This window comes from Knoellia sp. Soil729, assembly GCF_001427985.1.
GTDB lineage: Bacteria > Actinomycetota > Actinomycetes > Actinomycetales > Dermatophilaceae > Knoellia.
Genome location: NZ_LMSA01000002.1, coordinates 725,646 through 738,929 on the forward strand (window position 1 = coordinate 725,646; position 13,284 = coordinate 738,929).

At 68.2% G+C, this 13,284-nt stretch carries 11 protein-coding genes; 5 read left to right on the forward strand and 6 right to left on the reverse strand.

Annotated elements, in window-relative coordinates; genetic code table 11:
- Nucleotides 1–394 precede the first annotated feature (394 nt).
- Nucleotides 395–1,597, reverse strand: coding sequence for an FUSC family protein (locus ASG74_RS08470; protein ID WP_056141453.1), 1,203 nt, complete (start codon nucleotides 1,595–1,597; stop codon nucleotides 395–397).
- 431 nt (nucleotides 1,598–2,028) lie between these two features.
- Here ASG74_RS08470 and ASG74_RS08475 point away from each other — a divergent pair, with 431 nt between their 5' ends.
- Complete coding sequence (locus ASG74_RS08475; protein WP_235498862.1) at nucleotides 2,029–3,495, forward strand: MFS transporter; 1,467 nt, start codon at nucleotides 2,029–2,031, stop codon at nucleotides 3,493–3,495.
- 59 nt (nucleotides 3,496–3,554) lie between these two features.
- Here ASG74_RS08475 and ASG74_RS08480 read toward each other — a convergent pair whose 3' ends face one another.
- From ASG74_RS08480 to ASG74_RS08495, 4 genes are all read right to left on the reverse strand, one after another.
- The gene (locus ASG74_RS08480) at nucleotides 3,555–5,696 is read right to left on the reverse strand and encodes a DEAD/DEAH box helicase (RefSeq protein WP_056141458.1); all 2,142 of its coding nucleotides are present in this window, start codon (nucleotides 5,694–5,696) and stop codon (nucleotides 3,555–3,557) included.
- Between the two features lie 255 nt (nucleotides 5,697–5,951).
- Nucleotides 5,952–7,145, reverse strand: a complete 1,194-nt coding sequence (locus tag ASG74_RS08485) for a glycine C-acetyltransferase (RefSeq protein WP_056141461.1) — start codon at nucleotides 7,143–7,145, stop codon at nucleotides 5,952–5,954.
- Nucleotides 7,146–7,222: 77 nt separating this feature from the next.
- Complete coding sequence (tdh, locus tag ASG74_RS08490; protein ID WP_056141466.1) at nucleotides 7,223–8,263, reverse strand: L-threonine 3-dehydrogenase; 1,041 nt, start codon at nucleotides 8,261–8,263, stop codon at nucleotides 7,223–7,225.
- Between the two features lie 19 nt (nucleotides 8,264–8,282).
- A complete protein-coding gene (locus tag ASG74_RS08495) occupies nucleotides 8,283–8,798 on the reverse strand; it encodes a GNAT family N-acetyltransferase (RefSeq protein ID WP_235498864.1) in 516 nt (171 codons plus the stop codon).
- Nucleotides 8,799–9,029: 231 nt separating this feature from the next.
- On the opposite strand from ASG74_RS08495, the gene ASG74_RS08500 reads away from it, so the two are divergent.
- The 4 genes from ASG74_RS08500 (at nucleotide 9,030) to ASG74_RS08515 (ending at nucleotide 12,189) form a co-directional block, all read left to right on the forward strand.
- Nucleotides 9,030–9,371 (forward strand): DUF485 domain-containing protein, encoded by a 342-nt coding sequence (locus ASG74_RS08500; protein ID WP_235498865.1) that lies wholly within the window; start codon nucleotides 9,030–9,032, stop codon nucleotides 9,369–9,371.
- Between the two features lie 3 nt (nucleotides 9,372–9,374).
- Nucleotides 9,375–11,018, forward strand: coding sequence for a solute symporter family protein (locus tag ASG74_RS08505; RefSeq protein ID WP_056141469.1), 1,644 nt, complete (start codon nucleotides 9,375–9,377; stop codon nucleotides 11,016–11,018).
- A 243-nt stretch (nucleotides 11,019–11,261) separates the two neighbouring features.
- A complete protein-coding gene (locus ASG74_RS08510) occupies nucleotides 11,262–11,528 on the forward strand; it encodes a hypothetical protein (RefSeq protein ID WP_056141472.1) in 267 nt (88 codons plus the stop codon).
- A 124-nt stretch (nucleotides 11,529–11,652) separates the two neighbouring features.
- Nucleotides 11,653–12,189, forward strand: a complete 537-nt coding sequence (locus ASG74_RS08515; RefSeq protein ID WP_056141476.1) for an AMIN-like domain-containing (lipo)protein — start codon at nucleotides 11,653–11,655, stop codon at nucleotides 12,187–12,189.
- 78 nt (nucleotides 12,190–12,267) lie between these two features.
- Here the strand turns inward: ASG74_RS08515 and ASG74_RS08520 are convergent, their stop codons facing one another.
- Entirely contained in the window at nucleotides 12,268–13,158 is an 891-nt protein-coding gene (locus tag ASG74_RS08520) for a phenylalanine 4-monooxygenase (RefSeq protein ID WP_056141478.1), read from the reverse strand.
- Nucleotides 13,159–13,284: the final 126 nt, after the last annotated feature.

The following is a 13,284-nucleotide window of genomic DNA, read 5'->3' on the forward strand; positions in this document are numbered from 1 at the left end:
GACAAGATCCGCCTGAACCTACAGGGATCGCCCTGCGCGACCCGTCGCTTGCACCGTGTGGCCACCGGCACCTGACCGACTGCCGCTCTCGGCGGAGGGCGGTCATGGCGGCTCCGGCCGTTAGCGGTAGATGTCGGCGCGGTGCTCAATCGCTGTGATCGTCACGTGGGTCGTCGCCATTCAAGGCATCGCGATGTGTCGGGTGGGGGCCGCGGTGCTGCGATCCCCTCATCCACGTGACTGCATAGAAGCCGATAGCCAGGATCAACGTGCCGAACCAGAGCCACGGGACCCAGCCAGCGCGTCAGTCCGCCGACGGTGCGACATGCGGGGTCGCAGCCAGCGCCGTTCGGTGCCCAGCTCGTTGCCGTGCCGCGTCGACATCGGCCAATGCTCACAGGCTCCGCTGTGAGGGTGGTCCGTGAGCGCTTCCCGCTCCCCGTCGACGCCTGCTGCGGCCGGGCTGCAGGCCGCGGGGAAACGGCCGGTCCGGGTGAGGTAGCACGTCCTGGAGGATCCGCGGGAGTTGGACAGAAGGCCGCCGCAGCTGCTCCTCCTTCCACGTGGCGTGAAGCCGTGCCCGGTCCTCGAGGTTCAACCGCGACAGCACCTGATCGACCGCGGCGAGGATGGAGCCGCGCAGCAGCCACGACGAAGTGTCCTGCTGCGCCCGGACCATGATGAGCTCGGTCAAGATGGCTTGGGTCTCGCGGAGGATGTCGAGACTCTCGGCCAGAGCTCGCTCGGTCTCCTGCTCCCGACCCTCCGCCTCGGCGACCGCGAGACTGCCGAAGGCGCGCAAACAGTCGGCTGTGTCGTGAAGGACCACCGCGAACGCCGCGCGCAGCTCCCCGCCGTAGGGGTCGTCTGGTTCTGCCTCTGGCGGTATCTCGCCGAGCAGGACCGCGAACAGTGCGCGGATGGCGAGCAGGCAGTGTTCGAGGGTGTCGAGGGCCGACGCCAGCACGGGTTCGACATCGACAGTGCCGAAGGCTCGAGGGTTGAACCGTCGACTGTCCTTGAGCAAGGCGATGGTTTCGGTGGCTGCTGCGACCTGCCGGTTGGCGGATCGCACCCGGTCAATCAGCTCGCCGAGCCGGTGCCGAGTCAGTGGACCGGCGAGCAGGTCGTCGGCGGCCGCATCCAACGGGGCCGCGCCAGCCTCGACCACGCGGATCAGCGCCTGCCGCGCAGACGCCGTGGGCATCGCCGGCGGGTAGATTAGGTTGAACCCGACGCCGACAGCTGCGCCGATCAAGGTGTTCAGGATCCTGGTCTCGGCGGCGACATCATGGTTGCTCACCGCCAGGATGAGCATGGCGCTGATCGGCGTCTCCAGAGCCTGCTCGCCAAGGCGAAGCACCTTGGCCAGCAGCAGCGAGGCGGCGATGGCCGCACCCAGACTCCACCAGGTCAGCCCGATCCACACGGACAGCAGTGTCGCCACGAGAATTCCGGCCAAGACCGCGCCAACCCGAACCGCGCCCATCTTGATCGTGGAGAAGGCAGAAGCCTGAACAACCAGCAGGGCCGTCAGCGGACCGGTCAGGTCGAGCGCGCCGTCAGTTACCAGCTGCGAGATCAGGTACGCGACCACCGCAGCGGTCGTCAGCCGCAGGACAGTGACCAGTGTGGGCCGCAGCCGCCCCGGAAGGTCGCGCCAAGCAGTGGGGCGGCCAGGCCAGGCCCAGTCAGCCAGGCGGTGCCACCGAGATGCCCCGCTCTGCTGCGTTGATGGCATGCGCCGCTCTCAGGTGTGCGATGTGTCCACTCGGTTTCACGGCCTGCCGACTGAAGCCCGTACTTCACATCGTACGAGTCGGGGCTGCGTGCGGCCTGGCCTCGCCGATCATCCAGCTGCGGGTAGTTGGGAGAGGACGGAAACAGGTCCGCCTTGCGGGGCGCCCTTCCACTGCAGCATGACGACCGCGAGCGATGAAACCTCGACCGGGCCCCAGTGCGCTTTCTCCATCACGAGAACGCTTGTCCAGTTCGCAGGAAGATACCCCCCAGGGGTACCGTTGCAGTGTGAGCAGCGAATCGAGCCGAGAGGTCCACATGTCCCAGCCGAAGGCCGCAGCAGGCGCCAGCAGCACCCTTGTCCCATTGCTCGTCATCAGCACGGCTCAGCTGATGCTGGTGCTCGATGACTCCATCGTGAACATTGCCCTCCCAACGATCCAAGAGGCTCTCGGCGTCCAAGCCGTGCACCTGCCCTGGATCGTCAACGCCTACATCCTCACGTTTGGAGCACTGCTCCTGCTCGGGGGACGCATCGGTGACCTCTGGGGACGCCGACGCACGCTGCAGTGGGGTGTGGTGATATTCGCTCTCGGCTCCTTGGGCGGCGGTCTGGGACAGACCACCGGCATGCTCATCGCCGCGCGTGCCGCCCAGGGCATCGGCGCTGCCTTGACCGCACCCAACGCTCTGGCCCTCATCGCGACCACGTTCTCCCAGCGCAAGACTCGGGACACCGCCCTTGCCCCGTACGGGGCCATGTCGGGCCTCGGCATTGTGGCCGGTCTACTGATGGGAGGCGTACTCACGGACACCCTGGGCTGGAGGTGGGTGTTCTTCATCAATGTCCCGATCGCTCTGCTCGTCCTGCTGGGCAGCCGCACACTGGTGGGCGCCAAGACCGAGCACGGGCAGATGGGCGCGCTGGGGGCAGCGTTGGGCACCGCCGGCATGGTCGCCTTCGTCTACGCCATCACACGCTTCGGCGAGTACGGCTTCACCGAGCCCATTGCGCTGATCCTCGTCGCGGTGGCCGTTCTCCTGCTGGTGGCCTTCGTGCGCACACAGGTCAGCAGCCCCAACCCGCTGTTGCCGTTGAGCCTGTTCCGGGACCGCCACCGCACCGGGGCCTACCTCACCATGCTGCTGCTGGCGATCGGGCCGATGGGCACCTTCTACGTCGTGACGCTGCACCTGCAGCAGGTCCAGCACTTCAGCCCGTTGCAAGCGGGAGCCGCCTGGCTGCCGTTCGCGCTCGGCATCGTCCTGGGCGCTGGCATGGCACCCAACCTCCTGCTCAAGGTCTCGCCCCGGTCAGTGGCCGCGACCGGTGCTCTCCTCAGCGCCGCAGCGACGCTCTGGCTCTCCTTCATCACCACCGACACCAGCTACTGGCTCCACCTGGCCCCGGCCATGCTGGTTCTGGCCCTGGGGTTCGGTCTGGGCGTCATGGCTCTCACCCAAGCCGCGATCTATGGGGTCGACCCGGACAAGGCCGGCATCGCCTCCGCGCTCCTGAACTCAGCACAGCAGGTGGGTGTCGCCCTGGGCCTCGCGGTGCTCGCTGGCGTGGCTGCCACCGTGAGCGCCGGCTCCGCCAACACTGACGTCGCACCAGACGTGGCACTCGTTGACGGCTACAGCACTGCTTTGCTCGTGGCCACTGGCCTGCTCCTCACGGCAGCGGCCCTGGCTTTCACCACCCTCAGTTCACGCCCCTCCCCCGCGCACGAGGCCAAGGCCATCCCCGCCTGAGAAGCGCCCCGACAGACGTCCTCAGACACCCCCAGGATCGGCTGGGCAAGACCGGAACCTCACGCCACCGGTGCTTCAGCCTCCAGCGCCTCGGTCAGCAGCGACACCAGTGCCTCGAGCTGCACGTCCGCCGACGAGCCGACCTCCTCGTCGGAGCCATCGAGCGCACGAGCAGCCAATCCCGCCTTGTCGTCGATCAGCTGGGCGAGCCTCGAGTCGATCGTCTGTGCGGCGATGATCCGCCACGCGGTCACCGGCTCGGTCTGACCAATGCGGTGCACGCGGTCGATCGCCTGGGTCTGCTCCGCGGAGGTCCACGACAGCTCGGCCAGCACCACGTTCGAGGCCACCTGGAGGTTGATCCCGACGCCAGCCGCGGTCAGCGAACACACGATGACGGAGACGTCCGGATCGGTGAGGAACGCCTCGATCGCCGCCTTGCGGACCCTTGGAGTCTGGTCGCCACGGATCGAGGAGAAGCCCACACCGCGCTTGGTGAAGGTCGCCTCGGCAGTGTCCATGACATCGACGTGCTTGGCGAAGAAGACGACCTTGCCGACGTTACGGGCCAGTTGGCCGGCGTAGTCGGCTGCGAGACCGGCCTTGGCCTGACCGATCTTGCGCATCACGGTGAAGACGTTGTCGCCCGTCTTGCTCGTGCCCGCGTTCTTGAGCTCGGCAGCAGCCACCCGGCGGACGAGGTCGTGGTCGATGCGTTCGCCGGCGTCGAACGACTTCCGAGCCGCCTGCGACGCGGTGTAGCGCTTGACCAAGCGTCGTGCCAGCTCCTGCTCGGCCGCCCGGATCGAGCGACCGGCCTCGTCGTCGAGCTCCACCGGCAGGTCTGCGACGCGTCGAGCCGGGATGTCGGCGGCGACGTCCACCTTGCGACGTCGCACGATCCCCATGTCGATGACGCACTTGCGCGCGGCTGCGTAGAAGCCGGGGTCCGAGGGCGACAGCCCCGTGTCCTCGAGCGCGGCCATGAGGGCGTTGCGTGGCTTCTTCTCGTCGATCCAGCCGAGCAGCTGCCAGATGGCCCGGAAGTCCTCGATGTCGTTGATGAGCGGCGTACCCGTCAGCGCCATGAACAGCGCGTTGCTGCTGCGCTCGCGGATCTTCTCGGAGAGCTCGAGGACGTGCCGGGACCGCTGCGAGGTCTTGTTCTTGATGAAGTGCGCCTCGTCGACGACCATCCCGCGGAAGCCGTGGCGGCCCAGCCAGCCGACGTGGCGGTCGAGGATCTCGTAGTTGACGATGACGATGTCGGCGAAGCCGTCGATCGTGTCGCCGTCACCGTGCACCACGGTCGCGCTGTGGCGCGGAGTCCACAGCGCCGCCTCGTTCGCCCAGTTCGCCTTGACGACGTTGGGCACGACGACGAGCAACGGGAACGCGTCGGCGGCATCGGCGGCGAGCAGTGCCTGCGCCGTCTTGCCCAGACCCGGTTCGTCCGCGAGCAGGAACGTGCGGTGCCCCTCGGCCGCAGCCGCAACGACCTGCGCCTGGTGGTGCATGAGCTCGAGACCACGCACTCCGCGCACGATGCCCGACGGCTCGGGCAGCGGCATACAGCTCGAGTCCCCGCCGTACTCGAACGCACGGAAGAGCGGGCTGAGCAGCTCCCAGTTGCTGAGCCGGTGGGTGGTCGGACGGCGGGCCGGCACGGACGAGAAGTCCGGCGCCAGGAAGGGGTTCGCCAGCTGGCGGGAGATCACGGCCTGCGGGACCACTCGCCGCGGCTGCGGGGGCCGGTTCTCGGCCGCAAGCTCCTGCGGTTCCGCGTCCGGCTCGGGCTCGCGCCCCGCCGCCTTGAGCATGTCGTTCTTGAGGCTCATGGCGTCGTACGAGACGACCGCGCCCTCGGCCAACAGCTCCAGCAGCGAGGTGTCGCGCGCCGCCGTCTTGGCCAGGATCGTCGCGATGCCGTCGAGCCGCGTCAGCACCGCGGTCCGCTCGGCTTCGGACACCGAGCTGTCCTCCTTGATGCGTGAACGCTCCTCGCGCAGCAGGATGGCGACAACCTGGTATGCCGTCCGCCCGCTCGGGCGGACCTTGCCGCGTTGTGCAGCGGCCTCGACCTGCCGGACGGCCTTGGCCAGGACCGGGACGATGCCCTCGTTGTCGCGGGGTCGCGTCGGGCGCCGGTCGCGCGACTGGGTGCGCGGTGCGCCGGTGCGGCGCGGAGATCGCTGAGCCAAGCGAAACCTTCTCGTGAGTCGGACACGGCCGGAGGCGACGGCGCTGTGCGCACCGAGCGTTGGGGCAACGCGGTCACCGAGCCAGAGGCACGGCATACCGGATCAACGCGAACGCGCGCCGGGGACGAACGCCCGGGCGGCCCCTGACCGCTGAAGTGCCCCGCCAAGCGACGGGACATGGGTCAAGAGTACGTGCTCGAGTGCGGGCACGGCGATCCCGCCCGGCGATTCCTCGCAGCGGGGGCCGTCTCGGGCTCAGGCCTTCGCGTCGCGTGCCGAGGCGAACACCTCGACACAACGGCGGACGTCCGCCTCGGAGTGGGCGGCCGAGAGCTGCACGCGGATGCGCGCCTTGCCCTTGGGCACGACCGGGAACGAGAACGGGATGACGTAGACGCCCTCGGCCAGCATCCGGTCGGCCACCTCCGCGGCCAGCCGCGCTCCGTCCTCGCCGGGGAACATCACGGGCGTGATCGGGTGCGACCCCGGGAGCAGCTCGAACCCGGCCTCCTCCATGAGCGAGCGGAACAGCTGGGTGTTGCGCTGCAACGTCTCTCGCGCCTCGCTCGACGAGTCCACGAGCTCCAGGGCCTTGAGGGAGCCGGCCACGACACCGGGGGCGACCGAGTTGGAGAACAGGTAGGGGCGCGAGCGCTGGCGCAACAGGTCGACGATCTCCTGGTGGGCCGCGACGTAGCCGCCGGACGCGCCACCGAGCGCCTTGCCCAAGGTGCCCGTGATGATGTCGACCCGGTCCTGCACGCCGAACAGCTCGGGTGTCCCGCGCCCGTTGGGCCCGACGAACCCGACGGCGTGGGAGTCGTCGACGAGCACCATCGCCTCGAACTCGTCCGCGAGGTCGCAGATCTCGTCGAGCGGGGCATAGAACCCGTCCATCGAGAACACGCCGTCGGTGACGATGACCCTGCGCCTGGCACCGGCCGCGACAGCCGCCTCGAGCTGCGCCCGCAGGTCGGCCATGTCCGCGTTCCTGTAGCGGTACCGCTGTGCCTTCGACAGCCGCACACCGTCGATGATCGAGGCGTGGTTGAGCTCGTCGCTGATGATGGCGTCCTCGGCACCGAAGAGCACCTCGAACACTCCGCCGTTGGCGTCGAAGCACGACGAGTACAGGATCGTCGCCTCCGTCCCGAGGAAGGTGCTGAGCGCCTGCTCGAGCACCGAGTGCTGGGTCTGCGTGCCACAGATGAACCGCACCGACGCCATCCCGAAGCCCCACTCGTCGAGCGCCTTCTTGGAGGCCTCGACCACCTCGGGGTGGTCGGCGAAACCGAGGTAGTTGTTGGCACAGAAGTTCAGCGCCTCACCACCGCTCGTGCCCACGTGCGAGCTCTGCGGAGTCGTGAGCTCGCGTTCGCGCTTGAAGAGGCCGGCGGCCTCGATCTCGGCCAGCGTCGCAGCGAGCTCGGCCTTCACGGATCCGTACACGGCATACCTCTCGTTGGTGCTTCGTCGCAGACGCAAGCCAGCGTATGCCGTCCGCCCACCCCGCCGGATTCGTCGCCTCAGCTCCAGTCGAGGACGACCTTGCCGCAGTGCCCCGAGCGGGCGATCTCGAAGCCCTTGGCCCAGTCCTGCGCGGGGAAGCGGTGGGTGATGACCGACTGCACGGACGTCCGTAGCTCCGCACTCGTGGCGAGCATGGCCCCCATGAGGTACCAGGTCTCGAACATCTCACGCCCATAGATCCCGCGGATCGTGATCATGTGCGTGATGACCCGGCCCCAGTCGATCGGGTACGGGTCCTTGGGCAGTCCGAGCATGGCGACGCGCGCACCGTGGTTGAGGTTGGCGAGCATGTCCTCGACGGCGCGGGGGGCGCCGGACATCTCGAGGCCGATGTCGAAGCCCTCGAGCATGCCCAGCTGCTGCTGCGCCCAGGCGAGGTCCTCACCACGGGTGACGTTGACGCACAGGTCCGCACCGGCGCCCTTGGCGAGCTCGAGCCGCTCGTCGCTCATGTCGGTGACGGCGATGCGCCGGGCTCCGGCGTGCCGGGCGATCGCGACGGCCATGACCCCGATGGGGCCGGCTCCCGTCACCACCACGTCCTCACCGACGACCGGCCACTGCAGGGCCGTGTGGGTGGCGTTGCCGAGCGGGTCGAAGATGGCGCCGAGGTCGGGATCGAGGTCGGCGGGCTGGACCCAGGCGTTCATCGCCGGGATGACGACGTAGTCGGCGAAGGCGCCGTCCCGGTTGACCCCCACGCCGATGGTCTTGATGCACAGGTGGCGGCGACCGGCGCGGCAGTTGCGGCAGTTGCCGCAGACGAGGTGCCCCTCTCCGGAGACCCGGTCACCGACCGAGATGTGGTCCACGAGCTCGCCCACCTCCACGACCTCGCCATAGAACTCGTGACCGATGGTCATGGGGACCTTGACGACCGACGCCGCCCAGTCGTCCCACTGCTCGAGGTGGAGGTCGGTCCCGCAGAGACCTGCCCGCAGGACGCGGATCTTGACGTCGGCGTCCCCACACGTGGGTTCGGGAACGTCGATGAGCTGGAGTCCGGGGCCGGCTTCGGTCTTCACGAGTGCACGCACGAGCCCATCATGCCGGGAGCTACTCGAGGTCGCGCAGGTCCTTGCCGAAGCACCTCACCAGGGGCGAGTCGGCGTAGTGGCCGAAGGGTTCAACCGGTGTGTAGCCGGTGGCCTCGTAGAGGGCGATCGCCTCGGGCTGCACCAGCCCTGTCTCGAGGACGAGCCGCTCCACCCCGTCGGTCCGCGCACTCTCCTCGAGGAACGCCAGCAGCCGGCGGGCATGACCACGCCCGCGTTCCCGTGGGGGCACGAACATCCGCTTGACCTCCGCGACCCGGTCCCCTCCGAAGCGGTCGGTGAGGTCCGGTCGCCAGCGCCACCCGCCCATCGCGACCGGCTCACCGTCACGGTGGTCCAGCGTGCCGTCGCGGTCGTCGATCCCGATGACGAACCGCCCTCTGGGGGGCTCGAACTCGCGCGGGTCCACGGGCGACTCGTCGGGCGTGCCATAGAGCACGACGTAGTGCGCCTGAACCTCGGCGACGAGCTCCTGCACCCGCGGGTCGACGAAGGGGACTTCCACGAGACTCAGCACCGAGTCATCTTGCCCCAACCGGTGCGGCCAGAAACCGAAGAGGACACTGTCAGTCCCTGACCGCTCGGCGCGCCCCACCTACCGCTCACCCTCGGGGAGTTCGCCACCGAACGAAGGTGCGCCTCCACCCGGCGCGACACGACCCTGGAGGGGGTGCACCCGGCATACCGGAACCCCGACAGTGTGGGGTGACCCGGACCACAGCCGGGACCGACCACTGGAGGTGCACCCGTGAGCAACGACGCTCGCACCCGCGGCGACGAGGATCCTTACGTCGCCATGCAGACCACGGACGAGTTCCAGGCGCTGCGCAAGAAGTTCCGCGGCTTCGTCTTCCCCATGACGGCCTTTTTCCTCGTCTGGTACTTCGTCTACGTCCTGCTGTCGATCTTCGCTCCCGGATTCATGGGGACCAAGGTCTTCGGCAACATCAACCTCGGCCTGCTGTTCGGGCTGGGCCAGTTCGTCACGACCTTCGCGATCACCTTCATCTACGCCCGCTGGGCCAACCGTGAGCTCGACCCGCTGGCCGACGCCATCGGCGCGACCCTCGACGGACAGAAGGAGCACTGAGCCATGACCTCCCTCATCTCCGCGGACTCGACCGCGGTCGGCTCCCCGGCCCTCAACATCGCGATCTTCGCCGGCTTCGTCCTCGTCACGCTGGTCGTCATCATCAAGCTGGCGAGCGGCAAGAAGAGCGCCGGTGAGTTCTACACCGCCAGCGGCGGCTTCTCCGGTCGCCAGAACGGTGTCGCCATCGCCGGCGATTACCTCTCTGCCGCAAGCTTCCTCGGCATCGCCGGGGCCATCGCGCTGCAGGGTTATGACGGCTTCCTGTACTCGATCGGCTTCCTCGTCGCCTGGCTCGTCGCCCTGTTGCTCGTCGCCGAGCTCATGCGCAACACGGGCCGACTGACGATGGCCGACGTGCTGTCCTATCGCCTCAAGCAGCGCCCCGTGCGCATCGCGACGGCCATCTCGGTGCTGTGCGTGTCGTTCTTCTACCTGCTCGCCCAGATGGCCGGCGCCGGTGGCCTCGTGTCGCTGCTGCTCGGTGTCTCGGGTGAGGGCGCGCAGAACATCGTCATCGCCCTCGTCGGCATCGTCATGATCACCTACGTGCTCATCGGGGGCATGCGTGGCACGACGTGGGTGCAGATCATCAAGGCCCTCCTGCTCATCGCGGCCACGGCGATCATGACCGTCTGGGTCCTGGGCAAGTACGGCTTCAACCTCTCGGGTCTCATGCAGGCCGCCGTCGACAAGAACCCCAAGGTCGGCGAGAAGCTGCTGGCACCCGGCGTGAAGTACGGCGCCACGACGACGACCAAGATCGACTTCATCTCGCTGTCGCTCGCCCTCGTGCTCGGCACCGCCGGTCTGCCGCACGTGCTGCAGCGCTTCTACACCGTCCCCACGAGCAAGCAGGCCCGCAAGTCGGTCGAGTGGGCCATCTGGCTGATCGGTGGCTTCTACCTGCTCACCCTCGTGGTCGGCTACGGCGCCGGCGCCCTCGTGGGACCGGCCGAGATCAGCGCCGCACCGGGCAAGGCCAACTCGGCCGCACCGCTGCTCGCGTTCCACCTCGGTGGCAGCCCGTTCCTGGGCATCGTGTCGGGCATCGCGTTCGCGACGATCCTCGCGGTGGTCGCCGGGCTGACGATCACGGCGAGCGCGACGTTCGCGCACGACATCTACAAGGAGGTCATCAAGCGCGGGGACACCACGTCCGACCAGGAGGTCCGGGTCGCCCGGATGTCAGCCATCGCGATCGGTGTCATTGCCATCCTCGGTGGCATGTTCGCCAAGAGCCAGAACATCGCCTTCCTCGTGGCGCTGGCCTTCGCTGTGGCAGCCTCGGCGAACCTGCCGACGATCCTCTACTCGCTGTTCTGGAAGCGGTTCAACACCCAGGGCGCACTGTGGTCGATCTACGGCGGCCTCATCTCGACCATCGGCCTGATCATCTTCAGCCCGGTCGTGTCGGGCAAGGCTCCGCTGCCCGGCACCACGGTCAGCCCGTCGATGATCACCAACCCGGACATCGACTTCTCATGGTTCCCGCTCGACAACCCCGGCCTCATCACCATCCCGCTCGCCTTCTTCCTGGGCTGGCTGGGCACCGTGCTGAGCAAGGAGCACAACCAGCAGAAGTACGCCGAGATGGAGGTCCGCAGCCTCACCGGCCACGGTGTGGCCAAGGCGCTCGAGCACTGACGCTCGGCCCTTCTCACCTCGTGTGCCCCAGCGGAACCTCTGCGTTCCTCTGGGGCACACGACGTTGAGTGGGTATGCCGCCCGCCCCGGCCCCGCTCCTCGCTCGCGTCCGCCGTCCTGGTTGCCATCACGACCACGTCTGCGGACGCAACAGGGGCTACTGCGTCGGGCCGCGACTCTCACATGTGAGGGTGGCTCAACGACGCTGCCCGGCCCTTCCTCCCCCAGCTCCCTGGTGACGCGATGGAGCCGCCCCTCTCCCCCGGTTTGCACGTTCATCTGGTATCGCTCGAACAGCTTCTCGCAATGAAACTGGCGGCCGGCCGAGCACGCGACCACGCGGACATCGTTGCCTTGGCGGAGGCCTTGCAGGTCGGCCCGGACGAAGCAGTCAACTTGACGATCGACGCATATGGCAGAGATGCCCTCGACCTACTGGCCACCGTGGCGGACGTGACAGCCGACGCACGGGCGTTGATCCCACGCCGTCGCCCCAACGGGCTCGACTGATCTGAGCGCTTGCTGGGTTGACACGCGCACGTATCTGGCGGGGCACGTCGTCCTCCTGACGTGTCAACCGAGCAGGCCGGCATACGCGTCTTCTCGGTATGGACACACCCACCAGGAGGACGCCATGAACCGCACGACCCTTCGCCGCAGCGCCGCAGCCCTCGCACTCGGGCTCGCCGCCGCCACCGCACCCGCCGCCATCGGCGCATCGACCGCTTCCGCCGCTCCCTACTGCGGCATCACCTGGGGATCTCTCGCCAAGTCCTCGAGCAGCATGAAGGTCACCTCGCTCACGCGCGTGCGGGCCGGGCAGCACGACTGCTACGACCGGCTCGTCATCGACTCGCGCGGCCCGGCCACGGGCTTCGACGTCCGCTACGTCTCACAGGTCACCTCGGACGGCTCGGGCCTGCCGGTCGCCGTCGCGGGCGGGGCCAGGCTCCAGGTCGTCGACCGGGCCGGCCGCACCACAAGCGTGCCGGCGATGCCCAACGTCTCCGGCTACAGGACGTTCCGCCAGGTCAAGTGGGCCGGCTCCTTCGAGGGCCAGTCGACCGTGGGACTCGGGGTGCGGGCGCGACTGCCGTTCCGGGTCTTCACGATCAACGATGCGGCAACCGGCACGAGCAGACTCGTCATCGACGTCGCCCACCGGTGGTAGTTCGACTTATTGCCCGTTTGGCTCCTCTTCGAGCATCGGCTCCGCGCTTGCGGTCACGGCCAAACGGGCAATAAGTCGTCAGCTGGCGGCTTCGGCGCGCAGCTTCGCGGCGAGGTCGTCATCCACCTCATCGAAGAACGCACCGACGACGTCCTCGAGCTCGTCCATGCCCTCGGCGCAGAACAGCACCGGCTGGTAGGCCGTGATGTCGTAGTTGAGCGTGCCCATGTCGGCCAGGTCGAGCGCGCGGTGCTCCATGTGGGCGAACTCGTCCATCTCGCCGTAGCTGCTGAGGATGCCGGCGCCGTAGGCCTTGACCTCACCGTGCTCGCGCATGATGCCGAACTCCATCGAGAACCAGAACACGTCGGCGACGAACTTCATCGCCTCGTCGCTCTCGAGCCGCAGCGACGCCTTGCCTGCGGCCTCGGTGATCCGCGCGAACCGCGGTGAGGCGAGCTGGTTCCCGTGCCCGATGACCTCGTGGATGATGTCCGGCTCGGGGGTGTAGAGCGGCTGGCTGCCGTAGCGGAGGTACTGCGTCGAGTTGAACGTCCTCGACCCGAGGTCGCCATAGAAGTCGCGCAACGCCACGAGACCGGGCGCGGCGATGTAGGTCCAGCCGGTGATCGGCTCGAGCAGCTCGCTCACCTCGTGCAGCTGGGGCACGTGCTCGGTCGGCAGGCGCAGCGCGTGCTTGGCCGCGAGGTACTCGCTGTGCGCGTACTTCTCGTGCTTCGGCGCGAGCTCGTGGCTGACGGTCCGCCAGATCTGGTGCTCGGCCTCGGTGTAGGCGATCTGCGGAATCGGCTCACCGCGCGTCCACGACAGGGCCGCGTCCGCGATCTCGCCGCGGCGCTCCATGTAGGCGGGGTCGTTGCGCCCCGGGTGGTTCTCGCTCAGGTGGACCTCAACGGTCCCGTCCTCGCGCCGGGTCACGGGCGAGTACAGCTGGCCTTCGACGAACATGGCCCACCTCCTTGTGGTCGTGTTGACCTCAGGGAACCATTCGACCGCGCAAACCGACACCGTTGCCGGACACGCTGGGCACAGCGTGCACGTTCCGACCACCCGGACTCCCGGCATACCGGGCAC

What these genes read in the sequence shown, in the direction of transcription:
- ASG74_RS08505 (WP_056141469.1), top strand. Translation starts at nt 9,375, where the DNA reads ATGACCTCCCTCATCTCCGCGGACTCGACCGCGGTCGGCTCCCCGGCC.
- ASG74_RS08510 (WP_056141472.1), top strand. Translation starts at nt 11,262, where the DNA reads ATGGAGCCGCCCCTCTCCCCCGGTTTGCACGTTCATCTGGTATCGCTC.
- ASG74_RS08515 (WP_056141476.1), top strand. Translation starts at nt 11,653, where the DNA reads ATGAACCGCACGACCCTTCGCCGCAGCGCCGCAGCCCTCGCACTCGGG.
- ASG74_RS08520 (WP_056141478.1), bottom strand. Translation starts at nt 13,158, where the DNA reads ATGTTCGTCGAAGGCCAGCTGTACTCGCCCGTGACCCGGCGCGAGGAC.